The organism is Streptomyces sp. CB02980, assembly GCF_014451325.2.
Classification (GTDB): Bacteria; Actinomycetota; Actinomycetes; order Streptomycetales; family Streptomycetaceae; genus Streptomyces.
Map to the genome: position 1 here is coordinate 170387 of NZ_JACSCH020000006.1, position 22892 is coordinate 193278.

The 22892-nt window shown below is 70.6% G+C and carries 17 protein-coding genes and 4 tRNA genes; 8 read left to right on the forward strand and 13 right to left on the reverse strand.

Going from position 1 to position 22892, the window contains the following annotated elements; genetic code table 11:
- Positions 1–24: 24 nt before the first annotated feature.
- The 9 genes from E0F75_RS15260 to E0F75_RS15300 form a co-directional block, all read right to left on the reverse strand.
- Positions 25–96 (reverse strand) — tRNA-Gln (locus E0F75_RS15260).
- Positions 97–110: 14 nt separating this feature from the next.
- Positions 111–183, reverse strand: a tRNA-Glu gene (locus tag E0F75_RS15265).
- 84 nt (positions 184–267) lie between these two features.
- Positions 268–340 (reverse strand) — tRNA-Glu (locus tag E0F75_RS15270).
- A gap of 42 nt (positions 341–382) precedes the next feature.
- A tRNA-Gln gene (locus E0F75_RS15275) sits at positions 383–454 on the reverse strand.
- Positions 455–546: 92 nt separating this feature from the next.
- Positions 547–1269 (reverse strand): HAD family hydrolase, encoded by a 723-nt coding sequence (locus E0F75_RS15280; protein WP_187623071.1) that lies wholly within the window; start codon positions 1267–1269, stop codon positions 547–549.
- 26 nt (positions 1270–1295) lie between these two features.
- Positions 1296–1943, reverse strand: a complete 648-nt coding sequence (locus tag E0F75_RS15285) for a DUF4241 domain-containing protein (protein WP_187623072.1) — start codon at positions 1941–1943, stop codon at positions 1296–1298.
- An 81-nt stretch (positions 1944–2024) separates the two neighbouring features.
- On the reverse strand, positions 2025–3500 hold the full coding sequence (gene gltX, locus E0F75_RS15290) for a glutamate--tRNA ligase (RefSeq protein ID WP_187623073.1): 1476 nt from the start codon (positions 3498–3500) through the stop codon (positions 2025–2027).
- A complete protein-coding gene (locus E0F75_RS15295; protein ID WP_055598481.1) occupies positions 3493–4287 on the reverse strand; it encodes a fumarylacetoacetate hydrolase family protein in 795 nt (264 codons plus the stop codon). Before E0F75_RS15295 ends, gltX begins: the two co-directional genes overlap by 8 nt.
- Positions 4288–4415: 128 nt before the next feature.
- The gene (locus tag E0F75_RS15300; protein ID WP_030325552.1) at positions 4416–4619 is read right to left on the reverse strand and encodes a hypothetical protein; all 204 of its coding nucleotides are present in this window, start codon (positions 4617–4619) and stop codon (positions 4416–4418) included.
- A gap of 571 nt (positions 4620–5190) precedes the next feature.
- Between E0F75_RS15300 and E0F75_RS15305 the strand changes: the two genes are divergently transcribed.
- From E0F75_RS15305 to E0F75_RS15340, 8 genes are all read left to right on the forward strand, one after another.
- Positions 5191–9039 carry a nitrate- and nitrite sensing domain-containing protein gene (locus E0F75_RS15305; protein ID WP_187623074.1) on the forward strand — a complete coding sequence of 1283 codons (3849 nt, stop codon included), beginning with the start codon at positions 5191–5193 and terminating at the stop codon, positions 9037–9039.
- 9 nt (positions 9040–9048) lie between these two features.
- On the forward strand, positions 9049–9462 hold the full coding sequence (locus E0F75_RS15310; RefSeq protein ID WP_030325548.1) for a roadblock/LC7 domain-containing protein: 414 nt from the start codon (positions 9049–9051) through the stop codon (positions 9460–9462).
- Positions 9463–9621: 159 nt separating this feature from the next.
- Positions 9622–10026, forward strand: a complete 405-nt coding sequence (locus E0F75_RS15315; protein ID WP_017235980.1) for a DUF742 domain-containing protein — start codon at positions 9622–9624, stop codon at positions 10024–10026.
- Positions 10007–10588 carry an ATP/GTP-binding protein gene (locus E0F75_RS15320; RefSeq protein WP_055602619.1) on the forward strand — a complete coding sequence of 194 codons (582 nt, stop codon included), beginning with the start codon at positions 10007–10009 and terminating at the stop codon, positions 10586–10588. The genes E0F75_RS15315 and E0F75_RS15320 overlap by 20 nt, the downstream gene beginning before the upstream one ends.
- Before the next feature lie 338 nt (positions 10589–10926).
- Positions 10927–14199, forward strand: coding sequence for a nitrate- and nitrite sensing domain-containing protein (locus tag E0F75_RS15325; RefSeq protein ID WP_187623075.1), 3273 nt, complete (start codon positions 10927–10929; stop codon positions 14197–14199).
- Positions 14200–14206: 7 nt separating this feature from the next.
- Positions 14207–14620, forward strand: a complete 414-nt coding sequence (locus E0F75_RS15330) for a roadblock/LC7 domain-containing protein (protein ID WP_026057603.1) — start codon at positions 14207–14209, stop codon at positions 14618–14620.
- A gap of 91 nt (positions 14621–14711) precedes the next feature.
- A complete protein-coding gene (locus tag E0F75_RS15335; protein ID WP_187623076.1) occupies positions 14712–15266 on the forward strand; it encodes a DUF742 domain-containing protein in 555 nt (184 codons plus the stop codon).
- Positions 15247–15828 carry an ATP/GTP-binding protein gene (locus E0F75_RS15340; RefSeq protein ID WP_187623077.1) on the forward strand — a complete coding sequence of 194 codons (582 nt, stop codon included), beginning with the start codon at positions 15247–15249 and terminating at the stop codon, positions 15826–15828. Before E0F75_RS15335 ends, E0F75_RS15340 begins: the two co-directional genes overlap by 20 nt.
- A gap of 197 nt (positions 15829–16025) precedes the next feature.
- Here E0F75_RS15340 and E0F75_RS15345 read toward each other — a convergent pair whose 3' ends face one another.
- The 4 genes from E0F75_RS15345 to E0F75_RS15360 all read right to left on the reverse strand — a co-directional run bounded on the left by E0F75_RS15345 (position 16026) and on the right by E0F75_RS15360 (position 22663).
- The gene (locus E0F75_RS15345) at positions 16026–16229 is read right to left on the reverse strand and encodes an acyl-CoA carboxylase subunit epsilon (RefSeq protein ID WP_030320260.1); all 204 of its coding nucleotides are present in this window, start codon (positions 16227–16229) and stop codon (positions 16026–16028) included.
- Between the two features lie 14 nt (positions 16230–16243).
- Complete coding sequence (locus E0F75_RS15350) at positions 16244–17827, reverse strand: acyl-CoA carboxylase subunit beta (RefSeq protein ID WP_078944794.1); 1584 nt, start codon at positions 17825–17827, stop codon at positions 16244–16246.
- Between the two features lie 279 nt (positions 17828–18106).
- Positions 18107–22021: an endo-alpha-N-acetylgalactosaminidase family protein gene (locus E0F75_RS15355; protein ID WP_187623078.1), complete on the reverse strand. Its 3915-nt coding sequence runs from the start codon at positions 22019–22021 to the stop codon at positions 18107–18109.
- Between the two features lie 132 nt (positions 22022–22153).
- The gene (locus tag E0F75_RS15360; RefSeq protein ID WP_187623079.1) at positions 22154–22663 is read right to left on the reverse strand and encodes a hypothetical protein; all 510 of its coding nucleotides are present in this window, start codon (positions 22661–22663) and stop codon (positions 22154–22156) included.
- Between the last annotated feature and the right edge of the window lie 229 nt (positions 22664–22892).

A 22892-nucleotide genomic window follows, 5' to 3' on the forward strand; every position in this document is an offset into this window, starting at 1 on the left:
GCGGGTGCAGATGAGCTCTGCGAGCTGGCCTACCTGGACTCGAACCAAGAATGACGGTACCAGAAACCGTAGTGTTGCCAATTACACCATAGGCCATGGTGGTTACACCGTACCCCCGACCGGATTCGAACCGGCGCTACCGCCTTGAGAGGGCGGCGTGCTAGGCCGCTACACAACGGGGGCCCTAGCGATCCCACCCGGCCGAAACCGGGTGATGTCACCGTAGATCCACCGGGAGCTACCCAAGTGACCTACAGGATGGATCTGTACCCCCGACCGGATTCGAACCGGCGCTACCGCCTTGAGAGGGCGGCGTGCTAGGCCGCTACACAACGGGGGCTTTGTGGATGCCTATCCACGGGTTGCAGATGAGCTCTGCGAGCTGGCCTACCTGGACTCGAACCAAGACTAACGGAACCAGAAACCGTCGTGCTGCCAATTACACCATAGGCCACCGGAACAACGTCCCCACCAGGGGGATCTTGCTCGGCTTGCGCTTTTCGGGTTCTTGCCTTTCGGCTTGTTCCCCTCGGCGCAGAAAGAACATTACCCGAAGGTGGACGGTGCTCCAAAACGGGTATGGCCTCCGAGCAGGGCCGGGAGCTGGCGGAGGTCGGTGATCCGGTTCAGCTCGGGCCTGCCCCCGGTGTCCGCGCGGTCCAGCCAGATGCCCCGCAGCCCCGCCTCCACGGCGCCCCTGGCGTCGATGTCCGGCTGGTCCCCCACGTACGCCACCTCGCTCGGGCGCAGGTCAAGGGCGGTACAGGCGGCGTGGAAGGCCTCCACGGCCGGCTTGGCCACCCCGAGCTCCGCCGCGCACAGGACGGCCTCGAAGCGGTCCCGTACACCGAGGACCCGCAGCTTCCGGTCCTGGTTGTGGAGGCTGGAGTTGGACAGAATCCCGTGACGATAGTCATCGGCCAGCAGGTCGAGAACGGGGAGGGCGTCGGGGAAGAGCTCCCAGGCCGCCTCGTAGTGGGAGACGTACCGCTCGAACCAGCCGTCGGCCTCCGCGGCGGTCAGGCCGGGCTGCGCCAGGAAGTCCCGGACGCGCTCCCGCCGCTGCTCCTGGAAGTCGACCCCGCCGGCCTCGAAACGGCGCCAGTGGAGCGCGGTCAGCTCCCGCCAGCGGCCGAGGGCCTGGTCGACGGATGCGTATCCGTCGACCAGGCCCTCGGCCGTCAGGTGCGCGCTCATGCCGACGTGGTCGGCGCGGGCGTAGTCGAAGATCGTGTCGTCGACGTCCCACAGCACCGCGCGGATGGTCATGGTCCGACCGTACCGCGCGGCGGCGGTCAGGCGGGGGCGAAGCGGAAGACGCGGAAGTCGGTGACGAAGCAGACGGCCCCGCCGTCGGCGGCGCGGCCGATCCAGGTCGGGTAGCAGCCGTCGCCCCAGCCCGAGCCGAAGACGGCGACGGTGTGGCCGTCCGCCCCCTCGGCGAGGAAGGCCGTCGGGCCGGGCGGCCCGCTGTCCATCGCCTCCCAGACGACACCCTCCTCGTCCTCGGTGCCGGGGAAGGCGTGGTGGGCGGAGGCGTCGAGGAAGCAGCCGACGCCGGCGTCCACGCCGTAGCCGAAGAACTCGCCGTCGGCGAGCTCCGCCAGGTCCTGGCCGGGGACCAGGGCGGGCTCCCAGCTGACGGCGGGGGCGTCCCGGACCACCAGCCGGGCGGCGGCGATCACGCGGTTCCGGAAGGGGTGCTCGACATCGGCCACGACGGTCTGGACCGGGTAGCTCCCGGGCGGGACCGTGACGGTGAAGGGCGCGGGCCGCTCGTCGTCGTCCCCGAGGTGGACGACCGGGTCGCAGGCCACCAGCCGCCCGGTGGGCAGGCCGAGCTCTCCGAGCTCCGTCACGGTGAAGGCGGCGCCCCCGCCCCCGGGCGGGGCGGCGGCTCCCGCCGTGAACCAGCGGGTGCAGTCCGGTGGGGTCGAAGTCATGAACCGAGGCTAGGGGGTGGGTACGACAGCGAGGGGCGGCGGCCTCTGCGGCCGCCGCCCCTCGTCGCGTTGCGGAAGCCGTCAGGCGGCGAGCTTCGCCAGAGCCGCGTCGATGCGGGTCAGGGTCTTCTCCTTGCCCAGGATCTCCAGGGACTCGAAGAGCGGCAGGCCGACCGTGCGGCCGGTGACGGCCACGCGGACCGGGGCCTGCGCCTTGCCGAGCTTGAGGCCGTGGGCCTCGCCGGCGGCCAGCACGGCGTTCTTGAGGGACTCGGGGTCGCTCCAGTCGGCGCCTTCGAGCTTCTCGCGGGCGGTGGTGAGGAGGGCCGCGGGCTCGCCCTTCATCGCCTTGTCCCACGAGGGCTGGTCGAAGACCGGCTCCGACAGGAAGAGGAAGTCCACGTTGGCCGTGATGTCCGAGAGGACGGTGACGCGGGTCTGGGCGTGCGGCGCGATGGCCTCCCAGGCGGTCCGGTCGAAGTCCTCGGGCGCCCAGTTGGCGAAGGGGGCCCGCAGCCAGGGCTCGCAGGCCTCGGCGAACGCCTTCACGTCCAGCATGCGGATGTGGTCGGCGTTGATCGACTCGGCCTTCTTGAGGTCGAAGCGCGCCGGGTTGGCGTTGACGTCGGCGATGTCGAACTTCGCCACCATCTCGGGGATGGTGAAGATGTCCTGGTCGGCCGAGAAGGACCAGCCGAGGAGCGAGAGGTAGTTCAGCAGGCCCTCGGGGAGGAAGCCGCGCTCCCGGTAGAGGTTGAGGGAGGCTTCCGGGTCACGCTTGGAGAGCTTCTTGTTGCCCTCGCCCATCACGTACGGCAGGTGGCCGAAGGAGGGGATCTCCTTGGCGACGCCCAGCTCGATGAGCGCCTTGTAGAGCGCGACCTGGCGGGGGGTGGAGGAGAGCAGGTCCTCGCCGCGCAGGACGTGGGTGATCTCCATCAGGGCGTCGTCGACCGGGTTGACCAGGGTGTACAGCGGGGCGCCGTTGGCCCGGAGGATGCCGTAGTCCGGCACGTTCTCCGGGGTGAAGGTGAGCTCGCCGCGGACCAGGTCCGTGAAGGTGATCGGCTCGTCGGGCATCCGGAAGCGGACGATCGACGCGCGGCCCTCGGCCTCGTACGCCGTCTTCTGCTCGGCGGTGAGGTCGCGGCAGTGGCCGTCGTAGCCGGAGGGGCGGCCGGCGGCGCGGGCGGCGGCGCGGCGCTCGTCGAGCTCCTCGGTGGTGCAGTAGCAGGGGTACGCGTACCCGCCGGCGAGCAGCTTGTCGGCGACGTCCTTGTAGATGTCCATCCGCTGCGACTGCCGGTACGGGGCGTGCGGGCCACCGACCTCCGGACCCTCGTCCCAGTCGAGGCCGAGCCACTTCAGGGAGTCGAGCAGCTGGTTGTACGACTCCTCGGAGTCGCGCGCAGCGTCGGTGTCCTCGATGCGGAAGACCATGGTGCCCTCGTTGTGCCGGGCGAAGGCCCAGTTGAAGAGGGCGGTGCGGACCAGACCCACGTGGGGGTTGCCGGTCGGCGAGGGACAGAAACGGACGCGGATGTTCGCGTTAGCCACGCTTGATCACCCTATTGGTGAGAGTGCCGATGCCTTCGATGGTGACGGCGACCTCGTCGCCGACGTTGAGGGGGCCGACCCCGGCGGGGGTGCCGGTGAGGATGACGTCTCCGGGGAGCAGCGTCATGGCCTCGGTGATGTGGACGACCAGGTCCTCGATGGAGCGGATCATGTCGCTCGTCCGACCCAGCTGGCGCTGTTCGCCGTTGACCGTGGCCTGGATGGTCAGGTCGCTCGCGGCAGCGATGCTCAGGTCCGTCTCGACCCAGGGTCCCAGCGGGCAGGAGGTGTCGAAGCCCTTGGCGCGGGCCCACTGCTTCTCGCGCTGCTGGGCGTCGCGGGCGGTGACGTCATTGGCGCAGGTGTAGCCGAAGATGACGTCCTTCACGCGCTCGCGGGGCACCTCGCGGCACATGCGGCCGATGACCACGGCCAGTTCGGCCTCGTGGTGCAGCTCGTTGGAGAAGGAGGGGTACTCGATGGCGTCGCCGGGGCCGATCACCGAGGTGGTGGGCTTGAAGAAGGCGACGGGAACGTCGGGGACCTCGTTGCCGAGTTCGGCGGCGTGCTCCGCGTAGTTGCGGCCGATGGCCACGACCTTGTTGGGGAGCACGGGCGGCAGGAGCCGTACCTTGCTCAGCGGGACCTTGGTGCCGCTGAGCTCGAAGTCGGTGTACGGGATGCCCTTGATGATGTCGAGGACGAGGCCGCCGGACTCGACGGTTCCCTCGCCCTCGACGGCGCCGAAGGCCACATTGCCGTCGATGGAGAATCTGGCGATGCGCACGAGTGCTGTCGCCCCTCACTTGGTGCTGGCTGGAGTCTGACGCTCCAGGCTAACGCGGCGCGGGGCGGCCGACCGGCGATGTCACCGGGCCCGTGACAAGGATGACGCGGGTGGCTCCGGGGGTGGCGTCAGCGGGACGCGGAGGCGTACGGCTGGGGCTGGTACGGGGCCGGGGGCTGCATGAGGACGGTGCGGCGCGGGTTGGCCGTCTTCGCCGGCAGCTCGACCGCGTACTCGGGCAGGGCGACCCTGCCGAGCTCTGCGGCGTCCGAGAGGTGGACGAGGGTGGAACGGCGGGGGTTGGCCGTGGTGCCGGGCGTCGTCGTCTTCATCGCGGTGATCTGACCTTGTTCCGGAACGGGCGCCGCGTTCGGGCGCGAGGGGGTGTAAAGCGTCAGGCTAAACATGCGATTCCCTTCGAATGCATGGCTAAGACATCGATCATCGTGTGAGTTTGCTCACCACGGGCGACATATTCCGGGCATTACGGACTGTCGCCTGTCGTCACGGAAAGGGACATTCCGCCACTGAATGCTCTATTCCGCTCCTGATCATGGCGACTGGGACACACGGGTACGCGCAGTCATTGGAGAGGAAAAGTCCGAATCCTCCGCGATCATCTTCTACATGGGGTGACACTGTGCGTACGGGTTGTCATGACCCTCCCGGCGCGACACGCGGCCCTTGTTGGAGGTCCGGCACTGTGCTGGAATTCCACGCACCGCCGCGGGATTCAAGCCGGCACGCAGAAGGCGCAACGCAGCGCCGGCCTAGTGGCGGGGAAGGGGGAACTGCGCCGGTCACCGACGACCACCTGGGGTGCCCTCCACGCACCCCGATTGACGCCGACACCGTCCTCTCCGCTCATCCGGAAGGACGCCTGGTCCAGAGGTTGCGACGCTAGTGCAGGGACGTTTCAAGAGGGATGGCTCGGGGTCTCCCCAGGCCCGTAAGGGCCGAGCCGATGCTCCGGCGGAGCAGGAACCGCGTGCCGGGACCGACCGCGGTCCCTCGGCCTCGCACACCCCGAACCAGGGTCAGGGCCCGACCGGCGAGAGCGGTGAAGGCGGCAGGCGCACGAGCGCCGCGGCCGCTTCCGCCGAGCCGTCCGACGCACCCCCCAAGGTCCGGGCCGAGAACGAGGTCGGCCCTCGAATAGCCCTGCGCAACTGGCGCATCTCCACGCGCCTGGTCGCGCTCCTCACCCTCCCCGTGGTCGCCGCGACCACCCTGGGCGGCATCCGCATCAGCGAGTCGCTCCAGGACATGGAGCAGCTCGACCACATGCAGCTGCTCACCAAGCTGACCCGAGAGGCCACCGACCTCGCGCAGGCCCTCCAGTCCGAGCGCGACCTCTCCGCGGGTCCGCTCGCCAACGGCCGCCCGGTCAGCGACTACCAGGTCGCCAACCCGCGCCGGAAGACGGACCTCGAGTACAAGGCCTTCCTCCAGGCCACGGAGGCCATCCCGGCCACCGAGGGCGACGAGGCGCTGCGCAGCATCCGGCAGAACGTCAACCAGATCGCCTCGCAGGTCAGCGGTCTGCACACGATCCGGAGCAACGCGTACGAGAAGGACGTCTCCCACTCGGTGACGGTCGAGGCGTACAGCCGTCTCATCCGCTCGCTGCTCAGCCTGTCCCAGGACATGGCGCAGGCGACCAGCAACCCCGAGATGATCAAGCGGACCCGCGCGCTCGCCGCGTTCTCGTCCGCCAAGGAGTACGCCTCCATCCAGCAGGCGATCATCGCCGCGGCGCTGCCGCCGAGCGACCGGACCTCCGGTGACATCCAGCAGGGTGACCGCCTCTACGCCGAGGCCGCGCTCAACTCCGAGGGCCGCGAGCTCCAGTCCTTCCAGGCGATCTACGAGTCGACCGGTGGCGACGCCACCGAGCGGACCGCGTCCCTGAACACCGGCAACCCGTCGATCACCGCCGCCGAGAAGTACGCCGAGCGTGTCCTCAACATGGACAACGCCATGAAGAGCGGCCCCCGGCGCGGCCACCTCAACTTCACCGACGAGTACGGCACCAAGATCGCCACCATGAACCGCATCGAGCGCGGTCTGCTCGGCGACATGGAGACCCTGGCCCGTGAGCTCCGCCAGGAGTCGCAGCGGGACGCCATCGTCAACGGTGCGCTGATCCTCCTCGTCCTCGGCGTCTCGCTCATCGGCGCCTTCGTCGTGGCCCGGTCCATGATCCGCTCGCTGCGCCGGCTCCAGGACACCGCGACCAAGGTCGCCCAGGAACGCCTGCCCGAGCTCGTCAAGCAGCTCTCCGAGTCCGACCCGCAGGACGTCGACACCTCCGTCGAGTCCGTCGGTGTGCACTCCCGGGACGAGATCGGCCAGGTGGCCGCGGCCTTCGACGACGTGCACCGCGAGGCCGTCCGTCTCGCCGCCGAGCAGGCCCTCCTCCGGGGCAACGTCAACGCGATGTTCACCAACCTCTCGCGCCGTTCCCAGGGCCTCATCCAGCGTCAGCTCTCGCTCATCTCCGAACTGGAGTCGCGCGAGGCCGACCCGGACCAGCTGTCCTCGCTCTTCAAGCTCGACCACCTCGCGACGCGTATGCGCCGTAACGGTGAGAACCTCCTCGTCCTCGCCGGTGAGGAGCCCGGCCGCCGCTGGACCCGCCCGGTCCCGCTGGTCGACGTGCTCCGTGCCGCCGCCTCCGAGGTGGAGCAGTACGAGCGCATCGAACTCGCCTCGGTCCCCGCGACCGAGGTCGCCGGCCGGGTCGTCAACGACCTCGTCCACCTCCTCGCCGAGCTGCTCGAGAACGCCACCTCGTTCTCCTCGCCGCAGACGAAGGTCCGGGTCACCGGTCACGCGCTGCCCGACGGCCGGGTGCTCGTCGAGATCCACGACACCGGCATCGGCCTCTCCCCCGAGGACCTCGCCGCGATCAACGAGCGGCTCGCCTCGCCGCCCACCGTGGACGTCTCCGTCTCCCGCCGCATGGGTCTCTTCGTGGTCGGCCGCCTGTCCCTGCGACACGGCATCCGCATCCAGCTGCGCCCCTCCGACTCGGGCGGCACCACCGCGCTCGTCATGCTGCCGGTCGACGTCGCCCAGGGCGGCAAGAAGCCGATGCCCAAGCCGGGTGCCGGTGGCCAGGGCGCGATGCCGCCGGGTGCCGGTGGCCAGGGCGGCCGGCTTCCCGCCGGTCCCGGCGCGGCCGGTGGCCCCGGCGGGCGTCCGGGCCAGGGCGGTGCGCCCTCGGGCGGCCTGCTCGGCGGTGGCGCTCCGCGCGGCCAGGTCGGTACGAGCGGTCCCCGGGCCGCGCTGCCCGCCCGTGACGGTGCGCCGCTCGCCGGTGGCCCGCAGGGCGCCCCGCAGTCCCGGACCCCGCAGCCGCAGAACGCCTCGCTCGACCGGACCGGTCAGCTGCCGCAGATCCCCCAGGCCCCGCAGGCCCCGCAGAGCGGCGATCCGCTGCGGCCCGGCCCCGGTGGCGGCGGTCTCATCGGCGGCGCCGCGAGCGCCATCCCGTCCCGCACGGACGTGTGGGGCAGCCAGGGCTCCCCGCAGGCCGGACCCGGCGCGCCGCGGCACGCACCGCAGGGCCAGGGTCAGGGCCAGGGTCAGGGCCCGGGTGCCCAGCAGACCGGTGGGTACGAGTTCCCGCGCGCCGAGCTGCCGGGGGGCAACCCCCAGCCGCAGCGCCCGCAGGCGGCGAGCTGGGGCAACGAGCAGGCCCAGCAGCCGGTCCGCCGCGCACAGCAGGAGATGTCCCCGCTGGACGCCCCGCGCGGTCACGAGGACCCGGAGACGACCGGCTCCTTCGCCGCCCCGGCGCCCCAGGGCCCCGGTTCCACGGGCCAGTTCCCGCGCCCGGACTTCGGTGCTCCGCAGCCGTCGCAGGGCCGCCCGCAGCAGACCCCGCAGCAGCAGGCGCCGCAGGTGTACCAGGGCGGTGTCCAGGACCCGGCGTCGACGGCGCAGTTCCCGCGCCCCGACTTCGGTGCTCCGCAGGGCCCCGGCTCCACCGGCCAGTTCGCGCGGCCCGACTTCAACAGCCCGCAGCAGGCCCCGCAGCAGCAGGGCTACCAGGGCGGCCAGCAGCAGCAGTTCGGCCGGCAGCCCTACGTACCGCAGGCCCAGCAGCAGGCCCAGCAGCAGGCCCCGCAGGCGCCGGCCCCGCGTCAGCACACCGGCGGCGGCGACTTCGGCGCCCCGCGCCAGGAGCCGGTCCAGCCGCAGCAGCAGCGTCAGCCGCAGGGCCAGCAGCCGCAGCTCCAGCAGCCGCGCCGCCCGGAGGCACTGCCGCCGGCGGGCGCGGGCGACGGCCGTACGCCGCTGTACGACACGCTGGAGACCAACTGGTTCCACCAGGAGCAGGCCCAGCAGCAGGCCCAGCAGCAGGCGCAGACCCCGGTCGCGCCGCAGTCGGCCGCTCCGGCGCAGCGTCCGGCCGGTGACCCGGCCGACGGTCGCCAGAACGGCGGGGCCGCCTGGCGGACCTCGCCCAACGACGAGTTGGTGCGCCAGGCCGAGCGGGTGCGCAAGCCCGCGGCCGGCGGTGTCACCACCTCTGGCCTTCCCCGGCGTGTGCCGAAGGCCAACCTCGTACCCGGGACCGCACAGGAGCAGGCCAACACGGCCGGCCCCCAGGTCTCGCGTGCACCCGACGACGTCCGCGGCCGGCTGACCAATCTGCGCCGCGGTATCCAGCAGGGCCGGCAGGCAGGTAACTCGACCACGGGTAATCACCACCTCGGTCCGAACCATCAGCAGGAGCGTTAGTTGAACGCGATGAGCCAGGCGGCGCAGAATCTGAACTGGTTGATCACCAACTTCGTGGACAACACCCCTGGGGTGTCCCACACGGTGGTGGTCTCCGCCGACGGACTCCTGCTGGCCATGTCCGAAGGATTCCCCCGCGACCGTGCCGACCAGCTGGCGGCGGTCGCGTCCGGACTGACCTCGCTGACCGCGGGTGCGTCCCGGATCTTCGAGGGGGGCCCCGTCGCGCAGACCGTGGTGGAGATGGAGCGCGGCTTCCTCTTCCTCATGTCGGTCTCCGACGGTTCCTCGCTGGCCGTGCTCGCGCACCCCGAGTGCGACATCGGCCTCGTCGGCTACGAGATGACGCTGCTGGTCGACCGGGCCGGCAGTGTCCTCACCCCGGATCTCCGTGCGGAGCTCCAGGGAAGCCTGCTCCACTAGCCGGTTCGCTTTCCGGACAGAACCTCACCGCACGACCGATCGACAGGGCGGTACGCCCCTCCGTACCGCCCTGGCACCGTTATCCGTCCGGCCGCCCCACCCGGCCCCCCACCGGCCCCATCAGACGGCAGAAGGTTTGCCGTCACGCCCGGAGGATTCATGACCCCGCCCCCCGCCTCTCACGATCCGTACGGCGCCTCAGTCGACGAGTACGGACATGAGGGCGACCAGCCGCTGGTGCGTCCGTACGCGATGACCGGCGGCCGGACCCGGCCGCGCTACCAGCTCGCCATCGAGGCACTGGTCAGCACCACGGCCGACCCGGCGCACCTCGCCACGCTCCTCCCGGAACACCAGCGGATCTGCCACCTGTGCCGTGAGGTCAAGTCGGTGGCCGAGGTGTCGGCACTGCTGTCGATGCCCCTCGGTGTCGCCCGCATCCTCGTCGCCGACCTGGCGGAGGCCGGCATGGTGGCGATCCACCAGCCGGGCAACGGAGAGACCGGCGGCACGCCGGACGTGACTCTGCTCGAAAGGGTGCTCAGTGGACTTCGCAAGCTCTAGCGGCGGTGCGGCCCGTTCGACCACCAGCGCGAAGATCGTGGTGGCGGGCGGCTTCGGCGTGGGCAAGACCACGTTCGTCGGCGCCGTGTCCGAGATCAACCCGCTGCGTACCGAGGCCGTCATGACGTCCGCCTCCGCGGGCATCGACGACCTCACGCACACCGGTGGCAAGACGACGACGACCGTCGCCATGGACTTCGGCCGCATCACCCTGGACCAGGACCTGATCCTGTACCTCTTCGGTACGCCGGGCCAGGACCGCTTCTGGTTCATGTGGGACGACCTGGTCCGCGGCGCCATCGGCGCCGTGGTGCTCGTCGACACCCGCCGTCTCGCCGACTGCTTCCCCGCGGTCGACTACTTCGAGAACAGCGGCCTGCCGTTCGTCATCGCCCTCAACGGCTTCGACGGCAGCCAGCCCTACCAGCCCGAGGAGGTCCGCGAGGCCCTCCAGATCGGCCCCGGCACCCCCATCATCACCACCGACGCCCGGCACCGCGCCGACGCCAAGAGCGCGCTCATCACCCTTGTCGAGCACGCCCTCATGGCCCGTCTCAAGTAGTCGGACGACCGGGACGGTCGTCCTGTGCCACGCGGGGGGCGGTCTGTGTCGTTCGACACGACCGCCCGCGCGTTCATAACATTTCGACAGAGAATTGGGGCGCCTCGGACACCCGACGCATCCGATCGGTGTCGCTGCGCTCACCTGAGCCCCGTCTTTTGGCGGGGCTCGCTCTTTATGCCCGTTTTATACGAGGCGTAGGCCCGTGAAACCGGCCGCATCCCACTGTTTGGAACCGACCCCCTTCACGTGCTGCAATTCATGAACTCCCGAGTAGTACGGCCCTGAACGAAACACCGGCACAACGTAGGTGCCGACGCCGAGAGGTTGTTGGTCGAGTGAGGCGCAGCAAGGAAAGCTCCGCGGAGCAGGAGACACGGGGCAACTTCACCCCGCCGTCGCGCACGGCGATGTCGCCCGCGGACGTGCCCGTGACGCAGCCCTCCGTGGCCGCCTCCCCGGGCAGCTCCAGCAAGCTCTCGCCCCGCAACTGGCGGGTGCCCACCAGGCTGAACGCGATCCTCTGCGTACCCGTGCTGGTCGGCCTCGTCATGGGCGGCTTCCAGGTCAAGGGGTCGATCGACACCTGGCAGGAGGCGCAGGACGCCGAGAAGACGGCGCTCATCGTGCGCGCCGCCTCTGAGTACAGCACCGCCCTGCTCAACGAGCGCGACCTCACCGCGGGCCCCCTGCTGGCGGCGAAGACCGCCGAGGACCGCAAGAGCGACGAGGTCACGAGGGCGTACGCCGCGACCGACGCCGCCAAGGTGAAGTTCGACGAGGCAGCCCAGGACCTGCCCTCGGGCCAGGGTCTGGAGCGCCGGCTGAACCTCTTCCGGGAGGAGGAGCCGAAGCTCGAGGCGCTGCGCAAGGCCGCGTACACCCGCTCCCTCGACCCGGTGAACACCCAGCTCCAGTACACCGGCGTCCAGCACTACCTCACCGAGTTCTCCAACGAGCTCGGCCTCGGCACCGGCAACGTCACGGCCTACGGCCGCAGCGTCTACGCCATCCAGCTGGCCAAGGGCGCCGAGTCCCTCCAGCGCTCCATAGGCACCCAGCTCCTGGTCCGGCCCAGCCGCACCGAAGCCGTCTTCGCCCAGCAGTCCGTGGCGTTCAACTCGTACAACTACCTGGAGCAGATCGCCCTCGGCGAGTTCTCCTCCGGTGGTATGCCCGAGGACGTCGAGATGCTGAAGAAGGTCATGGCGGGCAAGGCCGCCGAGGGCGCCAAGCAGATGCAGGCCGCCGGCCTCGACCTGCCCAAGGGCAAGGACGGCTCCGTCTACTCGGGCGCGGCCACCGCGATCGGCACCGCGAAGGACCCCGAGGGCCTCGCGTCGCTCAAGGCCAAGGGCATCACGGCCGAGACCTGGGTGGCGATCGCCACCGCCAAGTTCGAGGGCTACTCCGAGGTCGAGAAGGCCCTGGTCGACAAGGCCGTGGCCGAGGCGATCAAGATCTCCGACGAGGCCAAGACGGACGCCTGGGTCAACGGTGGCATCGTCGTCATCGCCCTGCTCGCCGCCTTCATCCTCGCCGGGATGATGGCCCGCCAGATGAGCCGCGCGATGCAGCAGCTGCGGACCGCCGCCTTCGGCATCGCCGAGCAGCGTCTGCCGATGCTGGTCGACCAGCTGTCCCGTACCGAGCCCGGCCGCGTCGACACCCGCGTGCAGCCGATCCCGATCGACACGCAGGACGAGATCGGCGAGGTCGCCCGCGCCTTCGACCAGGTCCACCGCGAGGCCGTCCGGCTCGCCGCCGAGCAGGCCATGCTCCGGGGCAACGTCAACGCGATCTTCACCAACCTCTCGCGCCGCAACCAGTCGCTGATCGAGGGCCAGCTGACCCTCATCACCGACCTGGAGAACAACGAGGCCGACCCGGACCAGCTGGAGAACCTCTTCCGCCTGGACCACCTGGCGACCCGTATGCGCCGCAACGGCGAGAACCTCCTCGTCCTCGCCGGCGAGGAGCCGGGCCGCCGCTGGGACCAGCCGGTCCCGCTGGTCGACGTCATGCGTGCCGCCTCCTCCGAGGTGGAGCAGTACGAGCGCATCGAGCTGGCGGGCGTGCCGGAGGCCGAGATCCACGGCCAGGCCGTGACCGACCTCGTGCACCTGCTCGCCGAGCTCCTGGAGAACGCCACCACGTTCTCCTCCCCGCAGACCAAGGTCCGCGTCACCGCGACCCGTCTCCCCGACGGCCGTGTGATGGTCGAGATCCACGACAAGGGCATCGGCCTCACCGCCGAGGACTTCGCGGACATCAACCACAAGCTGGCCAACCCGCCGACCGTGGACGCGGCCGTCTCGCAGCGCATGGGCCTCTTCGTGGTCGGCCGGCTCGCCGACCGCCACGGCATCCGGGTCCAGCTGCGCCCCTCGGGCGAGCAGGCCGGTACGACCTCGCTGGTCATGCTGCCCGACGCGATCACGCACGGTGGCGGTGGCGAGCAGCCGCTCCAGGACGACTTCACGGTCTCGCAGATCATTCCGCAGCAGCATCAGCCGAGCGCCTTCGAGAGCGCCCCGCCGCAGCAGCAGCCGATGCTGACCGCCGCCGACCTCGGTTTCGACGACTCCCGCTACGAGCAGCCGGCCGAGGAGGAGCGTCAGCTCGACCCGGTCAACCGCTCGCTGAAGCGCGAGGGGCGGCGTGCCGCCCTGGAGGCCCAGACGCAGGGTGGCGACCGGCCGCTCTTCCGTGACGAGGCGGAGCAGCCGGACGAGTACGCGCAGCAGGGCCAGGAGTACGGGCAGGGTCAGGAGTACGGGCAGCAGCAGGGCCAGGAGTACCCGGCCGAGCAGTACGCCCCGGCGCAGGAGTACGGGCAGCAGCAGTCGCAGGGGTACGGCCAGGAGTACGCGGCCGGGTTCCCGCAGCAGCAGGACGGCTACGCGTACCCGCAGCAGGGCTACGAGGCCTACCCGCAGCAGGGCTATGCGGAAGCTTCGTACGAGACGCCGGGAACCGAACACCAGCAGTACGGCAATGCGTTCGATACCCAGTCCCACCAGGGAGACTGGCAGGATCAGGGCGCGTACCAGGGCGGCTACCAGCAGCCGTTCGGAGCGGAATCGGAATCTGCTCCGAGCGCTCCCGAACAGGCCCCCGACCGCGTAGGCTTCGACCGTCCGGGTCCGACCCCGAGTGCCGCCCCGGACGCCGGTCACGCGCTGACCGACGCCGGACTGCCGCGCCGCGGCAGCGTCGCCTCGCCGACCCAGCAGGCGCCGCAGCAGCAGGCACCGCAGCAGGCGAAGCCCGCGCAGCCGGCGCAGGAGCAGCAGCAGAACGACGCCGCCCCCACCGACGACTGGCGCTCGGCCAACGACGAGCGCTGGCAGCGGGCCGGGAAGCTGAAGGACCCGAAGGCGGGCGGGGTCACCTCGTCCGGTCTTCCCCGCCGGGTCCCGAAGGCCAACCTGGTCGAGGGCACGGCTGAGCAGACCCCGCAGGGCGGCCCCCAGGTCTCCCGCGCACCCGAGGACGTACGGGGCAGGTTGAGCAACCTGCGCCGCGGCGTCCAGCAGGGACGCAGCGCGGGAACGGACACGAACGGATCGGGCCTCGGCCCGGGCAGTACCTACAACCAGGAGCGTTAGTGTGAGCATGAGCCAGGCGGCGCAGAATCTGAACTGGTTGATCACCAACTTCGTGGACAACACCCCCGGGGTGTCCCACACGGTGGTGGTCTCCGCCGACGGACTCCTGCTGGCGATGTCCGAGGGTTTCCCCCGGGACCGCGCCGACCAGCTGGCGGCCGTCGCCTCCGGACTGACCTCGCTGACCGCGGGCGCGTCCCGGATCTTCGAGGGTGGTGCGGTCAATCAGACCGTGGTGGAGATGGAGCGCGGCTTCCTCTTCATCATGTCGATCTCGGACGGCTCCTCGCTGGCCGTGCTCGCCCACCCCGAGGCCGACATCGGTCTCGTGGGCTACGAGATGGCACTGCTCGTCGACCGCGCGGGCACCGTACTGACTCCTGACCTCCGGGCGGAGCTTCAGGGAAGTCTTCTCAACTAACAGACAGACAGTGCGTTTCGCGCCACCGCCCCGTAAGGTGCGGTGGCGCGGTTCAAGGGACATGGACCGCGAGGCAGTCGGAGGAGGAGACGTGGGAACACCACCGGGCTCAAGCCCTTACAACGGTTATGACGCGCACCAGGCGCCGCTCGGCGACACCGCGCAGAACCGGTTCAACTTTCCCTCCGCCCCGAGCAGACAGGGCGCGTCGCAGCCCTATCGGCAGCCTCACAACCAGCCCGCGGGTGCGCAGGGCTCCTCACGTGCTCCGTCCGCCGCAGGCTCCAGCAGCTCGGGCGGCGTGCACAACCCGCTGGTGCGTCCCTACGCGATGACCGGCGGCCGGACCCGGCCGCGCTACCAGCTCGCCATCGAGGCGCTGGTCAGCACGACGGCCGATCCCTCGCGGCTGCAGGGGCAGTTGCCCGAGCACCAGCGGATCTGCCGGCTGTGCATCGAGATCAAGTCGGTCGCCGAGATCTCGGCCCTCCTCTCCATCCCCCTCGGCGTCGCCCGGATCCTCGTCGCCGACCTGGCGGAGGCCGGACTTGTCGCCATTCACCAACCCGGCGGCGACGAGTCCGCCGGCGGCCAGCCAGCCGTGACACTGCTCGAAAGGGTGCTCAGTGGACTTCGCAAGCTCTAGCGGCGGTGCAGCCCGCTCAACCACCAGCGCGAAGATCGTGGTGGCGGGCGGCTTCGGCGTGGGCAAGACCACGTTCGTCGGCGCCGTCTCGGAGATCAACCCGCTGCGTACCGAAGCCGTCATGACGTCCGCCTCCGCGGGCATCGACGACCTCACCCACACCGGCGACAAGACGACGACGACCGTCGCCATGGACTTCGGCCGCATCACCCTGGACCAGGACCTGATCCTGTACCTCTTCGGTACCCCCGGTCAGGACCGCTTCTGGTTCATGTGGGACGACCTGGTCCGCGGCGCCATCGGCGCCGTCGTCCTGGTCGACACCCGCCGTCTCGCCGACTGCTTCCCCGCGGTCGACTACTTCGAGAACAGCGGCCTGCCGTTCGTCATCGCCCTCAACGGCTTCGACGGCAGCCAGCCCTACCAGCCCGAGGAGGTCCGCGAGGCCCTCCAGATCGGTCCGGACACCCCCATCATCACCACCGACGCCCGGCACCGCGCCGACGCCAAGAGCGCGCTCATCACGCTTGTCGAGCACGCCCTCATGGCCCGCCTGCGGTAGCTGTCCCCCGGCGCCCCGTACCGAAAGGCCGCGTTCCCCGTCGGGGACGCGGCCTTCGGCGTGTGCCAGGGTCCTCTGCGGCGTACCCGCCAAGGCCCTGTACGGCGCGTCAGGGCCCCAGAACGGTGCGTGAGGGCCTGAACGCACGAAAGAGGGCCGGAACCCGGTGATACCGGGTTCCGGCCCTCCTCGGTCGCTCAGCGCCAGCTGTGCGGCGCGCGGAAGCCGTGCTCGCGCTCCAGGCGGCGCCAGCCGGCCGTGGTGCGGCCGCGGTGGCCCGCGGCGGTGTCCTCGTCGGACCGGGCGGCGGCACGGGCGAGCAGGACGGCCGTGATGGCCGCCAGCTCCTCGGGGTCGGCGTGGCCCTTCTCGACACGGAGAAGGTTGGCAGGGGTTGTCACGTGGATGACTCCTCTTACTGAGGCGGGTTGCCGTGCTTGCGGGACGGCAGGTCGGCGTGCTTGGTGCGGAGCATCGCGAGGGACCTGATGAGCACCTGTCGGGTGTCGGCGGGGTCGATGACGTCGTCGACCAGGCCGCGCTCCGCCGCGTAGTACGGGTGCATCAGCTCGGCCTTGTACTCCTTGACCATGCGGGCTCGCATGGCCTCGGGGTCCTCGGCCTCCGCGATCTGCTTGCGGAAGATCACGTTGGCGGCGCCCTCGGCGCCCATGACCGCGATTTCGTTGGTGGGCCAGGCGTACGTCAGGTCGGCGCCGATGGACTGGGAGTCCATGACGATGTACGCGCCGCCGTAGGCCTTGCGCAGGATCAGGGAGATCCGGGGCACGGTCGCGTTGCAGTACGCGTACAGCAGCTTCGCGCCGTGCCTGATGATTCCACCGTGCTCCTGATCGACGCCCGGCAGGAAGCCGGGTACGTCCAGAAGGGTGATGATCGGAATGTTGAAGGCGTCGCACATCTGCACGAAGCGGGCGGCCTTCTCGGAGGCCTCGATGTCGAGGACACCGGCCAGCGTCTGCGGCTGGTTGGCGACGATGCCGACGACCTGGCCGTCGAGGCGGGCGAGCGCGCAGATGATGTTGCGGGCCCAGCGCTCGTGGATCTCCAGGTAGTCGCCGTCGTCGACGAGCTCCTCGATGACCTTGTGCATGTCGTACGGACGGTTGCCGTCGGCCGGGACCAGGTCGAGCAGGACCTCGGAGCGGCGGTCCGCCGGGTCCTCGGAGGCGACGGTCGGCGGGTTCTCGCGGTTGTTCTGCGGGAGCATCGACAGGAGGTAGCGGACCTCCGCGATGCAGGTCTCCTCGTCGTCGTACGCGAAGTGGGAGACACCGGAGACACCCGCGTGGACATCGGCGCCGCCGAGGCCGTTCTGGGTGATCTCCTCGCCGGTGACCGCCTTCACGACGTCCGGTCCGGTGATGAACATCTGCGAGGTCTCGCGGACCATGAAGACGAAGTCCGTCAGCGCCGGGCTGTAGGCCGCGCCGCCGGCGCACGGGCCGAGCATCACCGAGATCTGCGGGATGACACCGCTCGCGCGGGTGTTGCGCTGGAAGATGCCGCCGTAGCCGGCGAGCGCCGAGACGCCCTCCTGGATACGGGCGCCCGCGCCGTCGTTCAGGGAGACCAGCGGGGCACCGGCCGCGATGGCCATGTCCATGATCTTGTGGATCTTCGTCGCGTGGGCCTCGCCCAGCGCGCCGCCGAAGATCCGGAAGTCGTGCGCGTAGACGAAGACCGTCCGGCCCTCGACCGTGCCCCATCCGGTGATCACACCGTCGGTGTACGGCTTCTTCGCCTCCAGGCCGAAGCCCTGGGCGCGGTGCCGGCGGAGCTGCTCGACCTCGCTGAAGGAACCAGGATCGAGCAGCAGCTCGATGCGTTCGCGCGCCGTCAGCTTGCCCTTCGCGTGCTGGGCCTCGGTCGCGCGGTCACTCGGGCCGCGGAGGGCCTGCTCGCGCAGGACGTGCAGCTCGGCCACTCGGCCACGGGCGTCAGCGGGCTCGCTCGGGATCTGGTCCACAACGGTCATGTACCGACCCTACGAAGTCGGACAAGAAAACCCCGCCGTCGACTCCGTACAGTCTCCCGTGTCGATTCCTGGTGGGGCTGGACAGAACGACGAACTGTTCAGCACGAGTCAACAGTCAGGTACCCCTCGTGTTTGTAGGGGTTCAACATAGACCTCGGTGGGCCCGGATTCGTCGGCCCCTCGCCGGCCCCTCGTCTGCCCTACTCGCCCACAAGGTAGCCCATGGCGGCGAAGGGCCCGCGACCCCGAAGGGTCGCGGGCCCGTGTCCCGCCCCGCGGTCAGCCTCCGCAGTGGAAGCGGGCGCCGCCCCAGTCCGCGTGGTCGTTTCCGTTGCCGTCGCCGCCGTCGGAGACCACCAGATCGACCCAGGTGGCGCCGGTCACGTCGGCGGTGAGCGGCCAGGCGGCGTCCGTGGCCCTGAGGACCGGGGATTTCACCCGCTCGGCGCCGTCGGCGAGGACGCTGAACTGGACGGTGCCCCGGCTGGTCTGGACGTCGTCCACCCCGACCTCGGCGGTGAGCGAGGTGCAGCGGCCGCCCAGGTAGTAGCGGACCTTCGCCGGTGCGTGGCTGCCCAGGCCCTTGGCGTACGTCACTCCCCCGATCCGCAGCGGGGAGCCGTCGCCGGTGCCGGTCTCACCGTTGGAGAGGTCGCGCTCGACGGGGCCCCAGCCGTTGGTGGCCGAGGTCCAGTCGAGGTCGCTGGCCCAGCTGTCGGCGGTGGGCGGCGGGGGCAGCGTACGGACGGTGGTGGCGGCGGTGAGCTTCCGCTCCCCTTCCCCGAGGGCGTACGTGAGGGAGGCGGCCAGGCTGTACGGCCGGTAGGCCGCGTCCACCGGGGGCGTCACCTGCCAGGTGGCGGTGGCCTTCCCGCCCGGTGCGACGGTGCCGAGGGTGACGGGCGCGGCCGGTTCGGCGGTCCAGCCCGTCGGGAGGGTGAGCTCGGCCCGGGCGCCGGAGACGTCGGTGGCCTCGTCGTTGCCGAAGGTGGCCGTCACCTGGTTCGGGCGGCCGGGCTCCAGGGTCTCGGGCGCGGTGACGGTGAGCGTGCCGCAGGCGGCGCGCTCGGTCGCCGGGCCGAGGTCGGTGACGGTGAAGGCGTCGAGGACGAAGTCGGCGCCGTCCGGGGCGTCACCGCGCTTGCGCAGCCCGGTCCAGGTGTCGCCGCAGCCGGCGGTGACGGTCTCGGAGAAGTGCCCGCTGTCCCTCTGCTGTCCGATCGTGGTGCGGCGGGTCTCCACGGAGGTCCCGTTCGTCCGGTCGTAGCCGGTGATCCACTCGTACGCGCCCGCGTGGCTCGACCGGTAGTCGTACTCGACGCGGTAGGTGCGGCCGTCCTTCATGGGGACCGTCCAGGGCGCGGTCCGGTAGACGAGTCCGCTGTTCTCGTCGTGGGACTTGAGGGACTCGGCGCCGCCGATGACGTCGTCGATCAGCTTCCCGTTCCAGCCGGCCTGGGTGTAGGGGGCGTGGAGCTGGGCGATGTGGGTGCGCGGGTCGGTCGTACCGCCCGCGTCACCCTTGAGGAAGGGGCCCCAGCCCTGGTCGACGGCCTCGAAGTCCTCGTACACCACGGTCCCGGCCCTGGTGGCGGGGGCGTTGGCGACGATCCGGACGTCGTCGATCCGGACGGTGGCGTCGCTGCCGCTCGCGGCCTGGATCCTCAGTGCGGTGCCGCCGTGGCGCGGGGCGGTGAAGGTGACCTTGGCGCGCTGGAAGCGGGTGCCGTTCCAGTCGGAGGCGGCGACCCGGTCCTGGAGCGAGGACCGCTCGACGGTCACGGACTGCCCGCCGGCGGAGAGGGTGGTGGGCCGGGTGGCTCCGGGCTGGACCTCGATCAGGGCGGAGGCGGTGTACCGCTTGCCCGGGGTGAGGCCGGTGATCCGCTGGCCGACCGAGGCGGTGGCGGTGCCGGAGAGCTTCGCGCTGTTGCGGCCCTGCTCGTCGGTGTCACGGGCGACGGTGCCGGTCCTGGTCCAGGCTCCGAGCCTCGCGTCGTTGAAGCCGGGGTCCTTCACCGGGGTGCCCTGGCCCCACTTCGGGGCAGGCTGCGCGGGGGCGCGGTCGGGGTGGAGGACGTAGGGCTGTCCGGCGACGGCGTCGAGGGTGATCTTCCCGCCGGTGGGCCGCAGGGTGGCGGTCTTCACGCGCCCGTTGTCGGTGAGCTTGTAGACCGTGTAGGAGCGGGTGCCGGCCGGGACGGACCAACTGGTGGTGCCGCCCGACTTGTTGTAGTGGTAGAGCTTCTTTCCGCCGTCCCAGGGCAGCAGGTAGGTCTCGCCGTCGAGGACCTTGCGGCCGTCCTCGTAGAAGGTGCGGCGGCCGTCCTCGACGGTGCCGCGGACTCCGCCGGTGAAGGTGATGTCGTTGCCGTCCCAGCGGGTGATCCGCTGCTGCTGGAGGTACTTGGCGGGCAGGTTCCGCTGCCAGATGTTGGCGGTGAAGTCGTTCCAGTCGGTCTCGCCGGTCCAGCCCTCGAAGTCGACGAGGGCGGTCTGGCCGAGGACCGGGTGGTTGTTCCAGACGTCCTTCTCGCCGTTGCGGATGAAGCGCACGATCTGCGAGTTGAGGCCCTTGTTGGTGGCGCCGCCGTAGTCGAGGTCGTTGGCCCAGTGGGACCAGAGGGTGGCCCGCTCGAACTTCTCGGACCACTCGGTGGCCACGTTCCAGCCCTGCGCCTGGACGGCCCTCATCGTCTCGTCGGCGATCCAGCCGTGGGTGTAGTAGACGTCGATGTAGAGGGTGGAGAGGTTGCGGTCGGTCTCGTCGCGCAGCTGCTGGAAGCGGCGGGCGAGGTCACCGCTGTTGATGTCGCGGCGCTGGTCGATGTAGTAGCTCTGGTTGAGCCAGTTCCAGCCGGGCTTCGTCCTGTCGACGAGGGTCTCGCTGAAGTTCTTCGCCTCGGGGTACGACTCGGTGGCGTTGACGTGGACGCCGAAGTCCGCGCCCCACTTCCGGCCCTCCTTGAGGAGGACGTTGAGGTCGGTGAGGCCGCCGGCCCGCTTGTTGTAGTTGCCGCCGTAGTCGGGGTGGGCGGAGTCGTGGCCCTCGGAGCCGTACCCCTTGAGCAGCGCGAACTGGCCGAGTCCGTCGGTGGAGAGCGAGATCCGCTTGACGTCGTCGAGGGTGCGCAGGAAGGGGTGGGTGGCCTGCGAGGCGAAGTTGAACGGGATGTGGGCGACGACCCGGTCGGGGGTGTCCTCGCTGCCCGGGGCCTTGATCCCGATCGTACGGAAGGCGACGGCGCCGTCCTGCCAGTCGGTGGTGCCGTCGGCGTTGGCGTCGGGGGTGACGACGACCTTGGCCCAGGGCAGGCCGTCGCCGCTCGCGGGCTTCGGGGCGCCTTCGCCGCGGTAGGTCCACTGGCCGGACCAGACGCCGACACGGGTCTCGGTGCCGGCGGCGGTGGTCTGCCTGCGGGCCTGGTGCCAGAAGCGGGCGCCGTCACGGGCGGAGGCGCCGGTGGGCTTGTCGTAGCTGGAGTTGGACTCGACGGCGGCGGCGAGCCGCCCGGTGCTGACGATCGCGTAGCTCGCGCCCACCGGGTCGGCCTCGGCGGCGGTCGCGTCGGTGACCTGGGCGAAGACATCGGCGGTACGGGTGGAGTCCGGGTCGAGCCGGGTGAAGGCGGTCGCGGCGCCGGCGTCCGAGGAACCGACGGAGACCAGGTCGTGGCCGGGTATGTCGAGGGTGCCGATCCGGAAGCCCTCGGTGTCGCGGACGGCGGTCACGCGGAACGCGGTGGCCCGCCCGTCGACGCTCAGCCGCGCGTCGATCTCGACGCCCGGCAGGTCGGGGAAGGTGAGGGTGTACGCGGCGGAGGACCCGGTCAGGACGGGGGCGCCCTTGGCCCGGACGGCACGGGCGGTGCCGTTGAGGACGATCTGCGTGACCGGGGCCGTACTGCCGAGGAGGCGGGCGCCGCTCGCGCGGTCGGTGTACGAGAGGACGCGGGGGAAGTCCTCGGCGACGGCCACGGAGAGCTGACGGGAGGCGATGACGGGGCCGTCGGCGGCCGCGGTGTCGGCGCCCGCCGTGTCGGTGGCCGCCGTGTCGGTGGCCGCGGGGACGGCTGCCGCGCCCCCGGCCGTGGCTCCCTCGGCCAGGGCGGGCCCGGCCAGGGCGAACACGGCGGAGGAAGCGACGGCGAGCGCACAGGCCGCACGGATTCTTCGCGAAGGGGGGAGGGACATGCGCACTAGTTGGCCCCCGCCCCGGCGGCACCGTCAACGAGATCGCGCCGCGCGGGCCCCTCCAGTCCAAGAACCCCCTTCGGTTAGTCCAAGTGACCGCCGAAGAGGGCTCTTTCGGACCGGAACCGCCGGTCAGCAGCCGCCGCAGTTGTAGAAGGTCACGTCCCAGTGGTTGCCCTCGTCGGCGTAGACGTTGCCCGCGCCGGACTTCCACTGCGGGGCGCCGTCACCGCGTACACCGATGTACGTGAACGTGTTCTTCACGTAGTTGGTGACGCAGGTGGCCTTGCCGAAGTCGAGCTTGTAGCCGTTCCAGTGGGAGTACGTGCCGCTCGCGTGGCCGGTCTCGGTGCCGCCGGTGATGTTGAGGGCGCAGCCGCTGGCGCTCCTCAGGGTCTGGGCGCCCTGGGCGGTGGCCAGGTTGAGCTGGTCGAAGGACGTACACGTGGCGACGTTGCGGTTGGAGCAGCCGCCGGACGAGGACCAGGTGATCCCGGAGGACCGGAACATCGAGGTCGCGGTGGCGTGGCTGATCTTCGTGACGGCGTGGGCCTCGCCCGCGGCGGTGAGGACGCCGACGCCCGGCGCGAAGAGCGCGCCGAGGACGAGGGCGAGGGCGGTGAGGACGGAGCGGAGCTTCATGGGGTTGCCTCCTGCTGGTGACCGTGACGGTGGGGACGGTTGTGCAGGTGGTGCTCTGGTGCTCTGGCGCTCTTCGCGCAGGGAGATGGTGCCGCAGTTCTACGCGCGTCCGCCAGAGGGCGTCGGCACCCTGGCGGCACCGTTCGGGTGAACATCTTCCAGAGATGTTGAAAGTTGAACGGAATGCGTCTACAGTCATTCTCGTTGAAGGTTCAACAAGAACCGGTCG

Coding starts and splice junctions, on each gene's coding strand:
- E0F75_RS15280 (WP_187623071.1), bottom strand. CDS start 1,269: ATGACCATCCGCGCGGTGCTGTGGGACGTCGACGACACGATCTTCGAC.
- E0F75_RS15285 (WP_187623072.1), bottom strand. CDS start 1,943: ATGACTTCGACCCCACCGGACTGCACCCGCTGGTTCACGGCGGGAGCC.
- E0F75_RS15300 (WP_030325552.1), bottom strand. CDS start 4,619: ATGAAGACGACGACGCCCGGCACCACGGCCAACCCCCGCCGTTCCACC.
- E0F75_RS15310 (WP_030325548.1), top strand. CDS start 9,049: ATGAGCCAGGCGGCGCAGAATCTGAACTGGTTGATCACCAACTTCGTG.
- E0F75_RS15315 (WP_017235980.1), top strand. CDS start 9,622: ATGACCCCGCCCCCCGCCTCTCACGATCCGTACGGCGCCTCAGTCGAC.
- E0F75_RS15330 (WP_026057603.1), top strand. CDS start 14,207: ATGAGCCAGGCGGCGCAGAATCTGAACTGGTTGATCACCAACTTCGTG.
- E0F75_RS15350 (WP_078944794.1), bottom strand. CDS start 17,827: ATGACCGTTGTGGACCAGATCCCGAGCGAGCCCGCTGACGCCCGTGGC.
- E0F75_RS15355 (WP_187623078.1), bottom strand. CDS start 22,021: ATGTCCCTCCCCCCTTCGCGAAGAATCCGTGCGGCCTGTGCGCTCGCC.
- E0F75_RS15360 (WP_187623079.1), bottom strand. CDS start 22,663: ATGAAGCTCCGCTCCGTCCTCACCGCCCTCGCCCTCGTCCTCGGCGCG.